This is a genomic window from Nonomuraea sp. NPDC050310 (assembly GCF_040655795.1).
Classification (GTDB): Bacteria; Actinomycetota; Actinomycetes; order Streptosporangiales; family Streptosporangiaceae; genus Nonomuraea.
On the sequence record NZ_JBFAKP010000003.1, the window covers coordinates 370,155 to 385,053 of the forward strand.

Below are 14,899 nucleotides of genomic sequence, written 5' to 3' on the forward strand. Positions count from 1 at the left end.
TCGCGCCCGATCACCTGACCAGCAGCGCCACGCACTCCACGTGGTGGGTCATCGGGAAGGCGTCGAAGGCGCGCAGGTCGGCCAGGTCGTAGCCGAGTTCGGCGAACCAGGCCAGGTCGCGGGCGAGGGTGGCCGGGTCGCAGGAGACGTAGACGATCCGGGAGGCCTCCAGGCCGGACACGCGGGCGACGACCTCGCGGCCGAGCCCGGAGCGGGGCGGGTCGACCACGACGAGGTCGGCGCGCTCGATCCCGAAACGGTCGAACGCCGACTCCACCCGCGACTTCTCCACCTGCGCCTGGGGCAGGTCGCGGAGGTTGCGGCGGGCGTCACGCACGGCGCTGGCCTCGGACTCGACGCCGAGCACCGCGCCCTCGGGCCCGACCGCCTCGGCCAGGGCGGCGGCGAACAGGCCGACGCCGCAGTAGAGGTCGAGCGCCCACTCGCCGGGCGCGGGCGCGGCATAGGACATGACCGCGTCGAGCAGGGTGACCGCGGCGCCGGGATGGACCTGCCAGAAGCCGCTGCCGGTCACCTGGAACCGGCGCTCGTCGACCTGCTCGTGCAGCAGGCCGGAGCCGTGCCGGGGTTCGGTGCGGCCCTTGCCCTGGTCGACCAGGATGGACGCGGGCGACTCCAGCGGCGGGACGGCGACCGAGCGGCGCGGCCTGGGCCGCACGACGACCGCGTGCTCGCCGGTGGAGGAGGCGATGACCTCGACCCCGGCCGCGCCCGGCCAGGCGTCGGCGAGCACGCCGACCGACTCGACCTCGGGATGCGCGATCAGGCAGGCGTCGATCGCCTCGATGTCGTGGGAGCGGTGCCGGCGCAGGCCGAGCACGCCGTCGGGCCGCGCGGCGAACTGCACGCGGGTACGCCAGCCGAGGCCGTCGGGCGTGCCGGGCAGTTCCTCGACCACGACCTTGCGCTCCAGGCCGGCCAGCCGGCGGAGCTGCTCCTCGACGATCGCGGCCTTGATCTCGTGCTGGGCGGGCAGCGAGGCGTGCTGCCAGTCGCAGCCGCCGCAGCGGCCGGGGCCGGCGAAGGGGCAGGGCGGCACGACCCGGTCGGGCGAGGCCTCCAGGACCTCGACCGCGTCGGCGCGCAGGAATCTGGCGGTCTCCTCGGTGACCTCCGCTCGCACGCGCTCCCCGGGCAGGGCGTGCCGTACGAAGACCACGCGCCCGTCGTCATGGCGCGCGACGCACCAGCCACCGTGCGCGGCCGGACCGATCGTCAATTCGAGAAGCATCAGACCAGCCTATTGCTTGGACGTGTCCGCTCCGGCCCGCCGTACCGAACCCGGGGCGTACGGCTCGCGCCGCTTGCGCAGCCGGTCGGAGGAGTGCAGCTGCCACGGCACGCTGGTCACCATCACGCCCGGCTTGAACAGCAGCCGCGCCTTGAGCCGCAACGCGCTCTGGTTGTGCAGCAGGTGCTCCCACCAGTGGCCGACCACGTACTCCGGGATGAACACGGTCACCACGTCCCGCGGCGAGCGCTTGCGCAGGTTCTTGACGTAGTCGAGGACCGGCTGGGTGATCTCGCGGTAGGGCGAGTCGAGCATCTTGAGCGGCACCGGAATCCCCAGCCGCTCCCACTCCTCCTGCAGTTGCCTGGCCTCCTCGCCCTCGACGCCGACGGTGACCGCCTCCAGCGTGGAGGGCCGGGTGGCGCGGGCGTAGGCCAGGGCGCGCAGGGTGGGCTTGTGCAGCTTGGAGACCAGCACGATGGAGTGGTTGCGCGAGGGCAGCATCGAGGAGTCGAAGTCCTCGGTGATGGACAGCTCCTTGGCCACGTTGTCGTAGTGCCGGCGGATGCCCTTCATCATCAGGAACAGCACCGGCATGGCCAGGCAGACGATCCACGCGCCGACCAGGAACTTGGTCATCAGCACGACGATCAGGACCAGCCCCGTCATCACCGCGCCGAAGAAGTTGATCACGCGCGAGCGCTGCATCTGGAAGCGCAGCCGCGGGTCGGCCTGGGTGCGCAGGTGGCGCGTCCAGTGGATGACCATGCCGGTCTGGCTGAGGGTGAAGGAGACGAAGACGCCGACGATGTACAGGTTCAGCAGCTTGCTCACGTCGGCCTGGAAGCCCCACAGCAGCAGGCAGGCGCCGAGCGCCAGGATGACGATGCCGTTGGAGAAGGCCAGCCGGTCGCCGCGGGTGTGGAGCTGGCGCGGCAGGTAGCGGTCCTGGGCCAGGATCGAGCCGAGCACCGGGAAGCCGTTGAAGGCGGTGTTGGCGGCGAGGAACAGGATGAGCGCGGTCACCGCCGAGATCACCACGAACAGCAGCGAGCCGCCGCCGAAGACCGCGTCGGCGACCTGGGAGATGATCGGCTGCTGGTAGTAGCCCTCGCCCGCCGGCTTGCCGTCGATCACGATGTCGATGGCCGGGTGCTCGGCGACCTTCACCCCGGAGACCAGGCCGAGGGCGATGATGCCGCTGAACATGCTCACCGCGACCAGGCCCATCATCAGCAGCGTGGTCGCCGCGTTCCGGCTCTTGGGCTTGCGGAAGGCGGGCACTCCGTTGCTGATCGCCTCGACGCCGGTGAGGGCCGCGCAGCCGGAGGAGAAGGCGCGCAGGATCAGGAAGGCGGCGGCGAAGGAGGTGAGGTTGGTCTGCTCGGCGACGATCTCGTAGTCGGCGGTCGGCGCCCGCAGCTCGTCGCCCAGCGCGAAGTACTTGAACGCGCCCCACGCCACCATGCCCAGCACCGAGATCATGAAGGCGTAGGTCGGGATCGCGAAGGCCGCGCCCGACTCCCGGATGCCGCGCAGGTTCACCACCGTCAGCAGGATCACGATCACGATGGCCACGGTCGGCTTGTGCTCGGCGACGTACGGGATGGTCGCGCCGACGTAGTCGACGCCGTTGGCCACCGACACCGCCACGGTGAGCACGTAGTCGACCATCAGCGCGCTGGCGACGGTGAGCCCGGCGTTCTTGCCCAGGTTGACGGTGGCGACCTCGTAGTCGCCGCCGCCGCTCGGGTAGGCGTGCACGTTCTGCCGGTAGGAGGCGACGACGGTCAGCATGACCACGACCACCGCCACGGCCACCCACGGGCTGTAGTGGTAGAACGAGATCCCGGCCAGCGAGAGGATGACGAGGATCTCCTGCGGTGCGTAGGCCACCGAGGAGAGCGCGTCGCTGGCGAAGACCGGCAGCGCGACGCGCTTGGGCAGGAGTTGCTCGTGCAACTGCCCGCTGCGCAGCGCTCGTCCGACGAGCACGCGCTTGACAAGATCCGTCATCTTCGCCACGTATCCAGATGCTAGTACGCTGACTACCAGGCAAGCTGGTGGGGAGCGTATGCACATCGTGATAATGGGGTGTGGGCGCGTCGGTTCGACGATCGCGCACATCCTTGAGGACAACGGCCACTCGGTCGCGATCATCGACCGCGACCCCCAGGCCTTCCGCCGGCTGCGCGCCGGTTTCCGCGGCCGCCGGGTGACCGGCGTCGGCTTCGACCGCGAGGTGCTCCAGGAAGCGGGCATCGAGTCCGCCGCCGCCTTCGTCGCCGTCAGCAGCGGCGACAACTCCAACATCATCTCCGCGCGCGTCGCCCGCGAGACCTTCGGCGTCGACAACGTCGTGGCCCGCATCTACGACCCCCGCCGCGCCGAGGTCTACCAGCGCCTGGGCATCCCCACCGTGGCCACGGTGCGCTGGACCGCCGACCAGATCCTGCGCCGCGTCCTGCCCGAGGGCGCCGAGCCGCTCTGGCGCGACCCCACCGGCGAGGTCGTCCTGGCCGAGGTCGCCGTGCACCCCGGCTGGATCGGCACCCAGGTCACCCGCCTGGAGGAGGCCGCCGGCGTCCGGGTCGGCTTCCTCAACCGGATGGGCGAGGCCCTGGTCACCAAGAACGACACCGTGGTTCAGGAGGGCGACGTCCTGCACGTGATCGCCGCCGAGGACGACATGGACCGGATCAACAAGGTGTTCGCCACCGCACCGGAAGAGGACCACTGATGCGCGTCGCCATCGCCGGGGCGGGCGCCGTCGGCCGCTCCATCGCCGCCGAACTCCTGGAGAACGGCCACCAGGTCCTGCTCATCGACATCGACCCCAAGGCCATCAAGATCGACTCGGTGCCGCGGGCCGAGTGGCTGCTCGCCGACGCCTGCGAGATCTCCTCGCTCGACGAGGCCGGGCTGTCCAACTGCCACGTGGTGGTCGCCTCCTCCGGCGACGACAAGGTCAACCTGGTCGTCTCCCTGCTGGCCAAGACCGAGTACGGCGTGCCGCGCGTGGTGGCGCGGATCAACCACCCGTCGAACGAGTGGCTGTTCAACGAGTCCTGGGGCGTGGACGTCGCCGTCTCCACCCCGCGCCTGCTCTCCGCCCTCGTCGAGGAAGCGGTCAGCGTGGGCGACCTGGTCCGGCTCATGACCTTCCGGCAGGGGCAGGCCAACCTGGTCGAGCTCACCCTGCCCGAGGACGCCCCCGTCGTCGGTCAGCGCGCCGGCTCCGTGCCGTGGCCGACCGACTCGGCGCTCGTGGCGATCCTGCGGGAGGGGCGGGTGCTCGTGCCCACCGCCGACGACCCGCTGGAGGCGGGGGACGAACTGCTCTTCGTCGCCTCCCAGGAGGTCGAGGAGGAGCTCGGCCAGCTCCTCTCGCCGCACTAAACCCACCGTCCCGCTGTACGGCAGGCCGCCGTATGGAAGGTCAGGTACGGCAAGGCAAGGTACGGCGGGCCACCGATACGGCGGGGCCGGGGTACGGCGGGCCGGCCGGTGCCGTGGGAGCGGGCTCAGGGGCGGGGGCGGGTGCGGCGGGCTGCCCAGATCAGCCAGGGCACCGTCAGCAGGGCTCCCCCGGTGAACGTCTTCGAGAGCAGCTCGTCCGGGCCCACGTCCGCCGCCAGCAGCCCGGATACCGCGAAACCGGCCGCCGCCCCGATCAGGGTGACGGCCACCGGCTTGGCCGCGTTCTGCCAGGTCCGCACCGCGACCACCGCCGTCCACACCGCCAGCAGCCCCGCCACGTACGGCAGTGCCTGCCCGGTGGCTCCGTAGAGCGCCGGGACCAGGCTCAGGCGCACCGCCATCGCCCCCGTCCTGCTCCGGGCGAGCAGCCGGGCCGGGACCGCCAGGACGGTCACCAGCAGGCCGGCCAGGATCAGCAGCAGCGCCACCTCGGGCGGGAAGTCCACCATCGAGCGGCCGACGAGCCGGTCGGTGACCTTGCTCGCCACGTGGGCCGCCAGACCGGCGATCACCGTGGCCGCCGCCACTCCTGCCACGACGCCGCGCACCTTGTCCGTTGTGGTGGCCGGAGGCGTGGGCCGCACGCTCGGGCCCTCGGCCGTGTCGCCCAGGCCTGCCGGACGACCGCCGCCCTTCGACCGGGCCGCCTCGGGGTTCCCCCCGCCCGCACGCTGGAGGGCCTCGGGCCGGAGCACCAGCGTGGGCCGGGACACCTCACCCGCCCGTGAGTCCTCGGATCGGGTCTTCCCGGTGGGCAGGTGGTCGGCGGCCTGGGGATCTCCCGGGCGTGCGGCGTCGGCCCGGCTGGGCTCGGGCCGGACGGCTCCGGTTTCCGGGGAGACGCGGGTCGGCGGGATGGCGGACGGGGGCTCGGAGCGGCTGAGGGCCGGAAAGAGCCCGGGCGTGTCGGCCACCCTGGACGAGCGTTCCCCAGAGGAGCCCTCACCCGACAAGGCCCGTCCCACGGAAGACCGCTCTCCAGGGGACCGGTCCCCAGAAGACGACTGCCCAGAAGACGGCTGCCCAGAAGACGACTGCCCGGAGGACCGCTGCCCCGACGAAGGCCGGCCCGACGAAGGGCGCCCGCTGGAGGACTGCTCGATCGCGGACTGCTCGCTCGAGGAGTGCCACTCCCCCACGGAGGGCCGCTCTCCTGGTGAGGGCCGCCCGGCCGAGGCCCCCTCGCCCCGGGCCTTCTCCCCCGGCGCCCGCGACTGCGCCGGGCGGGAGGTTCGGGAGCCGGGAGTGGTGCCCGGGCGGCCGGCGAGACCGGCTTCTGCCTCGTCGGCCTGCCGTACGAGGTCGGCCAGGGCGCGGGAGCCGGTGCGTTCGGGGTGGCCGCCGGCGCGGATGAGGGCGGCACGGGCGGCACCGTGGGACATCCGGTCGGCGGGGTCACGGGCCATCAGCCCCTCGATGACCGGCCGCAACCGCCCGGCCCGCTGCGGGGGCCGGGGCTCGGACATGAGGATGGCCGCCAGCACCGCCACCGGCGTCGGCCCCCGGTACGGCGGAGCCCCCTCGACCGCGTTGTAGAGCGTCGCCCCCAGCGCCCAGAGGTCGGACGCGGCGGTGGCGGGCTTGCCTTCGAGCCGTTCGGGCGCCATGAAGGCGGGCGAGCCGAGCAACATCCCGGTGCCGGTGATGGTCGGCGAGTCGGCGACGTGCGCGACACCGAAGTCGGTGAGCACGACGCCTCCGTCGTCGAGCAGCAGCACGTTGCCCGGCTTGACGTCGCGGTGGGTGATCCCGGCGTTGTGCGCGGCCTGGAGCGCGTCGAGCAGCTTGACGCCGATCTCGACCGCGACCTCCTCGGTGAGCGGCCCCCAGCGGTCGACGACCTCGTGCAGCGACTCGGCGGGCAGGAGTTCCATGACGATCCACGGGTAGCCCTCGTCGAGGACCACGTCGTGGATGGTGACGACGCCGGCGTGGCGCAGCCGGGCGGCCGAGCGGGCCTCGCGCAGGACGCGTTCGAAGGCGCGCTCGCGTTCCTTGCCGCTCACCCAGTCGGGCAGCAGCACCTGCTTGAGCGCCACCGCGCGGTCGAGGATCTCGTCACGGGCCCGCCAGACGACGCCCATGCCGCCACGGCCGAGCTCATCGGCCAGCCGGTAGCGGCCGCCGACGAGCTGCGGAGGTGAATCGGGCACGAGGCGAAGCGTACCCCGCTACGCCGACGCGTTCACGGGGGTGCGCCCGCGAGCGAGCACCCACCCCATGGCGGCGAACGCGGCGATCTGCAAGGGCCACCCCATGGCGTACTTGACCACGAGCTGGACCACGACCCAGTTCTCGGACAGCATGCCGTTGGAGACCGCCAGATAGAGCGGGACCTGCACGACCAGCCGGATCAGGTTGGGGGCCAGCAGGAGCCAGGTCAGCTTGGTGCAGAGCTTGACCATGCCCGGGTCCTTGCGCCACTCCACGGGGTCGCCGGCCACCGAGCCGACCATGAAGCCCACCACGGGCCAGCGGGTGACGATGGACAGCAGCATGCCCGCCGCCCACAGCGCGTTGACCAGGATGCCCGGCAGGGCGATGTCGGCCGCGTCGCCGCTGCGGGAGACGAAGAAGGCGGCGATCGCGATGCCGAAGACGCTGTTGAGCACGAACTGCACGCTCTGCTTCTGCGCCAGCCGTACCAGCAGGAGGACCGCCGCGAAGGCGCCGCTGATGAGCAGGGACTGCTTCATGTCCTTGGTGGCGAGCCAGGAGATGGTGAACGCGAGGGTGGGCACGGCCGCCTCGATCATGCCGCGCTTGCCGCCGAGCGCCTTCATGAGCTGGTGGCGTACGGCGGCCTCGACGGTGTCGTAGGCCGTCGGCTGCAGCGACTTCGCGTCCGACGTCACGTGGTTCCTCCTGGGCGCAGCTCGTAGCGCGGGTTGAACATCACCTTGCGGCCGTCCTGCAGGCTGACCAGGCCTTCCGCCTTGACGATGCGCCCGGGTTCGATGCCGGCGATCCTGCGCCGGCCGAGCCAGACCAGGTCGATGACGTCGGAGCCGTCGTACAGCTCCGCCTCTAGGGCGGGGGCGCCGCCCCGGGGCCGCAAGGTCACGGTACGTAGCGTACCGGCCACGCAGAACCGGCGGCGGTTGGCGCACGACACGATGGGGGTCGCGCCGGTGTTCTCGGCGTCTTCTCGCAGTTCGGCGGCCTCAAGCTCCGACTGGCTCGTTGCCAGCCGGTTGAAGAATGCCCGCAAGCCGCGTTTCGGAGGCTCAGTCATGATGAATCAGCTTAAGCGATGAAATTGTCAGCGGATTTCGCTAATTTCTGGTCCGCGGCGGAACGGGTCTAGCTGGGGTGTTTCGTCCTCTTGCTGAGGCCGTTCGTTGGGCCGCCGCAGCGGAATCGTCTCCTCCCGGGCCATCGGCTCCTGCCCCCGGACTACCACCACATCGCGCAGGTAGTCCTCGAAGCGGGCGGCGATCGTCTCGTCCTGCGCGGCGGGGCCGCTGACGACGCCCAGGAGCAGCCAGCGCGGCCCGTCGACGCCGAGGTAGCGGATCGGCCGGGTCTCGCCCTCCGACTCGACCTCGCCGACGAGTTCGGGGCCGAAGACGCCCTCCCGCTCGTTGGCCGTCTTGAGCTGGCCGGCGACCTTGGTGCGGACCTCGCTCCAGATGCCGCCGGACTTGGGCGCGGCCAGCGCCTGGAGCTGCAGGGTGCTGTCGCCGAGCAGGACGAGCACGCCGACGTGCTGGTCGCCCATGGAGGCGAGCCGTACGTCGAGGTCGTCGGCCTGCGGCACGCGCAGCCCGCCCAGGTCGATGCGCTCGTGGTCGGGGTGGGGCTCGTCGGCGTCCCAGGGGCCCGACTCGCGCATGGTCTCTTCTACGGCCTGTTCGGCCTGCTTGGCTTCGTCACGCCGGCGACGTCGGAACACGTCTAATCACTCCCTCTGCCGAGCTCGGGTGAGCTCTGGCGGCCGAGCTCTGGTGAGCTCTAGCGTCCTGTCGATCCGTGCCCGCCGGCGCCGCGCGCCGAGCCGGGAAGCTGCTCCACCTCGGCGAAGCGCACGCGCTCCACCCGCTGGACCACCAGTTGCGCGATCCGGTCGCCGCGGCGCAGCCGTACCGGCTCCTTGGCGTCGGTGTTGAGCAGGATGACCATGATCTCGCCACGGTAGCCCGCGTCGATGGTGCCCGGGGCGTTGACGACGGTGACGCCGTGCTTGGCGGCCAGCCCCGAGCGGGGGTGGACGAAGGCGGCGTAGCCGTCGGGGAGCGCGATGGACAGCCCGGTGCGGACGATCGCCCGCTCCCCCGGCTGCAGCTCGACGTCCTCGGCGCTGTGCAGGTCGGCGCCGGCGTCGCCCGGATGGGCGTAGGACGGCACCGGCAGCTCGGGGTCGAGCCGCTGGATCAGGACCTCTACCGCGGTCATGGGTTCACCTCGAAGTCGTGGTGCTCGGCGGCCAGGGTGGCCACGTCGCCGTGCTTGGCGAAGTGTTCCATCGCCACCTCGATGAACAACGCCGCCGCGCGGACGGCGACCGGACCGTCGGGGCCGCCGAGCCGCCCCTCAGCCTCAAGGTACGCCTTCCGGCCGGAGACGCCGGTGCACCAGGCGCGGAGGTGGAGTGTCGCACCCACCGGGACCGGCAGCCGGAAGTCGGTCTCCAGGCGGCCGGTGACGTAGGGGCGCTGGAAGAGCCAGACGGACATGCCGATGATCTCGTCCATGGCCGCCGCCAGCACGCCGCCGTGCGCGAGGCCCGGCGCGCCCTGGTGGGCCTCGGCGACGGTGAACTCCGCCTCGACGGTCGAGCCGTCGGGGGTGCGGGCCGCCAGGTGCAGGCCGGTCGGGTGGTCGGCGCCGCAGCCGAAGCACCTGCTGTAGTGGGAGCCGAGCTCTTTGGGGCCTGCGGGGTGCGGAGCGGGGAGTTCGGCGCCGGGCGGCGGGGTGGTCAAGGAGGAACGAGTCACGGGCGACGAGGTTACTCTGCCTGGGCGGGACCCCGCTGCGCAGGTGCCGCTTCCTCCTCTTGATCCACTTGTTCCGGTTCCTTCGGATGAGGAGGTGGAGGTGGTAGTTCGGGGGTGTCGTGGCGGAGCTCCGGTATCGCCCGGTAGATGACCGCGGCAATGGGCACGGCCACGGCGGCGCCGGCGATGCCGCCCAGGATGCCGCCGATCGCCAGGACCAGGATGATCGCCAGCGGGTGGAAGTTGAGCGCCCGGCCCACGATCAGCGGCTGGAGCACGTGGTTCTCCAGTTGCTGCTCGATGATGAGCACGATGAGGAAGACCAGGGCCTTCCACGGCCCGACCGAGCCCAGCGTGACGAGGGTGGCGACGGTGCCGGCGAAGAAGATGCCGACGAGCGGGATGAAGCTGGCCAGGAAGATCAGCACGGCCAGCGCGGCCCAGAGCGGGACGCCCAGCCCGGCCAGGACGATGCCCATGATCACGCCGTGCACCGCGGCGACGGCGACGGTGCCCTGCACGTAGTGGGAGATCGTGGTCCAGGCCGCCTTGCCCGCCCGGTCGACGCGCGGCGCCATCGTGCCGAAGGCCTTGAGGAACCAGCCCCAGATCCGGTCGCCGTCCTTGAGCAGGAAGAAGGTGACGAACAGCAGCAGCACGATCGAGGCCAGGACCTCCACCGCCACCTGCCCGGCGGTGATGACCGTGCTGGTCAGCGCCTGCTGCTGCTGGCTGACCAGGTCGGTGATCTGCTTGGTCCAGTCGTTGAGCTGCTGCTGGCTGAGGTGCCAGGGGCCGGTGAGCAGCCAGTCGCGCACCTCGGTGACGGTCGTGGTGATCTGCTCGGCCAGCCGGGGGAACTCCTCGTTGGCGCGGGCCCCGACCAGCCAGCCGGTGCCGACCAGGACCGCGAGCGCGATCAGCATGGTCAGCCAGGTGGCGTAGATGGGCCGCATGCCCGCGTTGCGCAGCCAGCGGGTGACCGGGTAGAGCAGCGCGGTCAGCAGGAGCGCGATGGCGACAGGCAGGGCGACGAAGCTCAGCCTGGCGACGATCTGGGAGAAGAAGTAGACGACGACTCCGACCACGATCAGGCAGGCGCTCCAGGCGGCGGCCTTGGCCAGGAAGGGCGGCACGAGTTTGGTCGGAGATTGGGAGCGCACGAGTTCAAGACTGTCATGTGCGGGGGCCGGACGCGCACGGTTATTCGACAGGCGGAAGATCGGGCCTGGGCAAGCGGGGCCGGGCGTGTCACCTTCGGGGGGTGCGGACGATTATTCTGGTCTCCACGCTGCTCCTCGGCCTGCCCGCGATGCCCGCCGGCCACGGCGGGATCGACGTCGAGGTGGTCTCCAGCCACCCCGAGCAGGTGAGCGGCGGCGACGCTCTGGTCCGGGTACGGCTGGGCCACGGCGCCCGGCCCTCCCGCCTGACGATCCTGCGCAACGGCGAGGACGTCACCTCGGCCTTCAAGCCGGCCGGCGGCGCGCTCGTGGGCCTGGTCGGCGGCCTGGTCGAGGGCCGCAACACGATCACCGCGCGGGCCCGGCCCTTCAGCGGCTCGCTCACCCTGCGCAACCACCCGATCAGCGGCCCGATCTTCGCCGGGCCCAAGCAGTACCCGTTCGTCTGCAAGACCGAGCGCGCCGGGCTCGGCCCGCCGGTCGCCGACAACACCGCCGGGCAGGGCTACCGCGTCGAGGGCGGCTGGAGCCGCGACTGCTTCGCGCCGACCGTCACCGACCGGCTCTACCGGAGCACCGGCGGCCAGTTCAAGCCGATGCCCGCCGAGGGCCGGCCCGAGGACATGAGCCGGACCACCACGCTCGACGGCCGCACGGTCGACTTCGTCGTCGCCCGCGAGCGCGGCGTGATCAACCGGTTCCTCTACTCCATCGCCGTCCTCGAGGACGCCTGGAACAAGCGGGCGATCTACCGCTTCGACGGCGGCGTGGCGATCGGCCACGACCAGGGCACCCTCGGCGGCAGCCACCTCGACGCCCACGGCCTGGGCAAGGGTTACGCCATCCTGCACTCCTCCGGCACGCGCACCTCGACGCACTACAACCTGATCCTCGGCGGCGAGACCGCGCTGATGGTCAAGGAACGCTTCGTCGAGCGGTACGGCGAGCCGCTCTACACCGTCGGCGTGGGCGGCTCCGGCGGCGGGATCCAGCAGTACATCTACGGCCAGAACCACGGCAGCCGGGTGATCGACGCGGCGATCCCGCAGTACTCCTATCCCGACATGGTCACCCAGACCATCCACGTCGGCGACTGCGAGCTGCTCGAACGCTACATGGACCAGAACCCGCAGCGCTGGGCCCGCTGGGACGACCGCACCGCGCTGATCGGCCTCAACGCCTCCGACACCGTCGCCAACCCCTACACCCGGCGGCCCGGCGCCACCGAGTGCGTGATCGGCTGGCGTGGCCTGACGCCGCTGTCCATGAATCCGAAGTGGACCGACGACAACGATCCCGAGTGGGCCAAGATGGACCCGCCGGGCGTCAAGGACACCGTGCACTGGACGCACTGGGAGGACGTCAAGCACGTCTACGGCGTCGGCCCTGACGGCTACGCCCGCTCGACCTGGGACAACGTCGGCGTGCAGTACGGGCTGAAGGCGCTGACCGACGGGGTGCTCACCCCGGCCGAGTTCCTCGACCTCAACGCCAAGGCGGGGTCGTGGAAGGAGGCCGGGCAGATGGTCCAGGAGGGCTGTCCCTTCGTCCCGTCGGCCTGCCCGGGCGACTTCGACCCGTGGAGCGCCCGGAACATGAACCTCGGCGACCCCGCGCCGCGCCGTACCGGCGACCCGGTGGCCATCCGCAACGTGCAGCGCAGCGGGCTGGTCTTCCGTGGCGACATCGACCTGCCGATCATCGACTGGCGGCACTACCTGGAGGAGGAGCTGGACATGCACAACAGCCACCAGTCCTTCGCCACCCGGCAGCGGATGCTCGACCATGACCGCGACGCCCGCAACCAGGTGATCTGGTTCACCGACGCGCGGCCCGACGGGGCGCGGTTCGACCAGACGCCGGAGGCGCTCGCGGTGATGGACGAGTGGATGGCCAACATACGGAAACATCCGCACAAGGGGGTGGCGCGGAACAAGCCGGCCCTCGCCGTGGACCGCTGCTTCGCCACCGACGGCTCCCAGCTGGCCGCGGGACCCGACGTCTGGGCGGGCGTGCTCGACCGCCGGGCGCCGGGCGCGTGCACGAAGGCGTTCCCGCTCTACTCGACCTCCCGCATCGTCGCGGGCGGCCCGATCGAGGGCGGCGTCTACAAGTGCGACCTGCAGCCGGTCTCCCGGGCCGTCGCCCGCGGCCTGTACGGCTCGTGGAAGCCGTCGCCGGCCGAGCGGGCGCGGCTGGAGCAGATCTTCCCTACCGGGGTGTGTGACTACTGACCGGCAGCTCGCGCATGGTCCGCATGGGCGAGGTGAAGACCCACAGGAAGGCCAGCGACACCCCGCACGCTCCGACGAGCAGGGTGGCGCGGACCCCGATCACCTCGCCCAGCAGGCCGCCGAGCAAGCCGCCCAGCGGCATGGTCCCCCACACCAGGAAGCGCATGGTCGCGTTCATCCGGCCCAGCAGCGGCTCGGGGGTGGCGGCCTGCCGGAAGCTGAGCTGGGTGACGTTGTAGACGACCACGCTCACGCCCAGCACGAACTCGTAGAGCACGAAGAGGCCGAGCCGCCAGTCGGCCTCCGTCCACGGCAGCACGAAGGTCAGGGGCGCGCCGAGCAGCGACGACATCCAGATGGTGGGCCCCTGGCCGAAGCGCGCCACCATCCTCCCGGTCAGGGCCGCGCCCACGAGCCCGCCGAGCCCGCTCGCGGCGAAGAGCAGCCCGATCGTGCCCTCGCTCAGGCCGAGGTCCTGGGTGAGCAGGAGGATGCCCATCGGCATGAGCATCGAGCCGAACAGGTTGAAGGTGCCGGTCGAACCGGCGATCCGGCGCAGCAGCGGGTGGCCGAGCACGAACTTCAGCCCCTCGACGATCTCCCGTCCGAGGTGCGCGTCCGGGCCGCGCTCCGGCGGCTGCTCGCGCTTGCGGATGCCGTTGAGGAAGAGCGCCGACCACACCAGGCCGAAGACGGTGGCGATCATCGCGAAGGGCGCGGTGACGGCCTGGATGAGGAAGCCCGCGGCGGTCGGGCCGCCGAGCTGGGAGACCGTCCTGACCACTTCCAGGGCCGAGTTGCCCTGGACCAGGTGCTCGCGGCCGACCAGGAAGGGCAGGTAGCTCTGGTAGGAGACGTCGAAGAAGACGGTGAAGCAGCCGACCAGCAGGGCCACGCCGTACAACTGCCAGATGGTCAGCGCCTCGGCCCACCAGGCGAGCGGCACGGTGACCAGCAGCAGCGCGCGGCCCCAGTCCGCGACGATCATCACCGTGCGCTTGCGCAGCCGGTCCACGATCGCCCCCGCGGGCAGGCCGACCAGGATGAACGGGAGCGTCTCGAACATCACCAGCAGGCCCATCTCGACCGGGCTGGCCCGCAGGGCGCTCGCCGCGATCAGCGGCAGGGCGAGCATGAGCACCTGCGAGCCGACCTGGCTGGCGGTGTCGGCGAGGAACAGCCCGCGGAAGTCGTGCTCGCGGAGCAGGGCGAATCTGGTCACGTCGCCCAGCGTGAAGCAACCGATTGGGAAATGTCAATCGGTATGCTGTCCGTCATGGCGACCACCCGGCGACCCGCCACCGAGGCCGAGGCCCGCGCGCTGGCCTCGGCGATCCGGCTGCGCATCCTGCGGCTGTGCCTCGACACGGCGCTGACCAACAAGGAGATCGCCCAGCGGCTCGACGCCAACCCGGCGACCGTGCTGCACCATGTCCGCAAGCTGGTCGACACCGGTTTCCTGGCCGCGGGACCGGCCCGGCCCGGCCCGCGCGGCTCCACCGAGATCCCCTACCGGGCCACCGGCAAGTCGTGGCTGATGGACGTGGAGGAGTCAGGCGTCCCTGGCACGCGCGAGGCGATGCTGGACGCCTTCCTCCAGGAGGTACGGCTGGCCGACCTGGCCGAGGCCAGGCTGGCCCGGCTCGGCCTGCGGCTCACCGCCGAGGAGGTCGAGGAGCTCGACCGGCGGCTGCACGAGGTCTTCGAGGAGTTCCTCGCCCGGCCCGCCACGCCCGGGGCGACGCCGTACTCGCTGTTCTACACGCTGCACCGGGACGTGACCCGCGACCCCTGAGCCGGGGCCGGCGGCCC

At 71.6% G+C, this 14,899-nt stretch carries 14 protein-coding genes; 4 read left to right on the forward strand and 10 right to left on the reverse strand.

The window, feature by feature from the left end; genetic code table 11:
• Window positions 1-10: 10 nt before the first annotated feature.
• Window positions 11-1,252 carry a class I SAM-dependent RNA methyltransferase gene (locus tag AB0I67_RS11385; protein WP_357921324.1) on the reverse strand — a complete coding sequence of 414 codons (1,242 nt, stop codon included), beginning with the start codon at window positions 1,250-1,252 and terminating at the stop codon, window positions 11-13.
• A gap of 9 nt (window positions 1,253-1,261) precedes the next feature.
• Window positions 1,262-3,277, reverse strand: coding sequence for an APC family permease (locus AB0I67_RS11390; protein ID WP_357921326.1), 2,016 nt, complete (start codon window positions 3,275-3,277; stop codon window positions 1,262-1,264).
• A gap of 49 nt (window positions 3,278-3,326) precedes the next feature.
• Between AB0I67_RS11390 and AB0I67_RS11395 the strand changes: the two genes are divergently transcribed.
• The gene (locus AB0I67_RS11395; RefSeq protein ID WP_357921329.1) at window positions 3,327-3,992 is read left to right on the forward strand and encodes a TrkA family potassium uptake protein; all 666 of its coding nucleotides are present in this window, start codon (window positions 3,327-3,329) and stop codon (window positions 3,990-3,992) included.
• Window positions 3,992-4,651 carry a TrkA family potassium uptake protein gene (locus AB0I67_RS11400; RefSeq protein WP_357921332.1) on the forward strand — a complete coding sequence of 220 codons (660 nt, stop codon included), beginning with the start codon at window positions 3,992-3,994 and terminating at the stop codon, window positions 4,649-4,651. Before AB0I67_RS11395 ends, AB0I67_RS11400 begins: the two co-directional genes overlap by 1 nt.
• Window positions 4,652-4,776: 125 nt before the next feature.
• Here the strand turns inward: AB0I67_RS11400 and AB0I67_RS11405 are convergent, their stop codons facing one another.
• The 7 genes from AB0I67_RS11405 to AB0I67_RS11435 are packed head-to-tail and all read right to left on the reverse strand — an operon-like array spanning window position 4,777 to window position 10,832.
• Window positions 4,777-6,885, reverse strand: coding sequence for a protein kinase (locus tag AB0I67_RS11405; protein WP_357921335.1), 2,109 nt, complete (start codon window positions 6,883-6,885; stop codon window positions 4,777-4,779).
• Between the two features lie 18 nt (window positions 6,886-6,903).
• Entirely contained in the window at window positions 6,904-7,587 is a 684-nt protein-coding gene (locus AB0I67_RS11410) for a DUF3159 domain-containing protein (RefSeq protein WP_357921338.1), read from the reverse strand.
• The gene (locus AB0I67_RS11415; RefSeq protein WP_357921341.1) at window positions 7,584-7,967 is read right to left on the reverse strand and encodes an OB-fold nucleic acid binding domain-containing protein; all 384 of its coding nucleotides are present in this window, start codon (window positions 7,965-7,967) and stop codon (window positions 7,584-7,586) included. The genes AB0I67_RS11410 and AB0I67_RS11415 overlap by 4 nt, the downstream gene beginning before the upstream one ends.
• 27 nt (window positions 7,968-7,994) lie before the next feature.
• On the reverse strand, window positions 7,995-8,627 hold the full coding sequence (locus AB0I67_RS11420) for a DUF3710 domain-containing protein (RefSeq protein ID WP_357921343.1): 633 nt from the start codon (window positions 8,625-8,627) through the stop codon (window positions 7,995-7,997).
• Window positions 8,628-8,686: 59 nt separating this feature from the next.
• Entirely contained in the window at window positions 8,687-9,127 is a 441-nt protein-coding gene (gene dut / locus AB0I67_RS11425; RefSeq protein ID WP_357921346.1) for a dUTP diphosphatase, read from the reverse strand.
• Window positions 9,124-9,669, reverse strand: a complete 546-nt coding sequence (locus tag AB0I67_RS11430; protein ID WP_357921349.1) for a PaaI family thioesterase — start codon at window positions 9,667-9,669, stop codon at window positions 9,124-9,126. The genes dut and AB0I67_RS11430 overlap by 4 nt, the downstream gene beginning before the upstream one ends.
• 11 nt (window positions 9,670-9,680) lie before the next feature.
• Window positions 9,681-10,832 (reverse strand): AI-2E family transporter, encoded by a 1,152-nt coding sequence (locus tag AB0I67_RS11435; RefSeq protein WP_357921352.1) that lies wholly within the window; start codon window positions 10,830-10,832, stop codon window positions 9,681-9,683.
• A 101-nt stretch (window positions 10,833-10,933) separates the two neighbouring features.
• On the opposite strand from AB0I67_RS11435, the gene AB0I67_RS11440 reads away from it, so the two are divergent.
• Entirely contained in the window at window positions 10,934-13,087 is a 2,154-nt protein-coding gene (locus AB0I67_RS11440; protein ID WP_357921355.1) for a DUF6351 family protein, read from the forward strand.
• Here AB0I67_RS11440 and AB0I67_RS11445 read toward each other — a convergent pair.
• Window positions 13,065-14,309, reverse strand: a complete 1,245-nt coding sequence (locus AB0I67_RS11445; protein WP_357921358.1) for an MFS transporter — start codon at window positions 14,307-14,309, stop codon at window positions 13,065-13,067. The genes AB0I67_RS11440 and AB0I67_RS11445 overlap by 23 nt on opposite strands.
• 54 nt (window positions 14,310-14,363) lie before the next feature.
• Here AB0I67_RS11445 and AB0I67_RS11450 point away from each other — a divergent pair, with 54 nt between their 5' ends.
• Window positions 14,364-14,882, forward strand: coding sequence for a winged helix-turn-helix domain-containing protein (locus AB0I67_RS11450; RefSeq protein ID WP_357921360.1), 519 nt, complete (start codon window positions 14,364-14,366; stop codon window positions 14,880-14,882).
• Window positions 14,883-14,899: the final 17 nt, after the last annotated feature.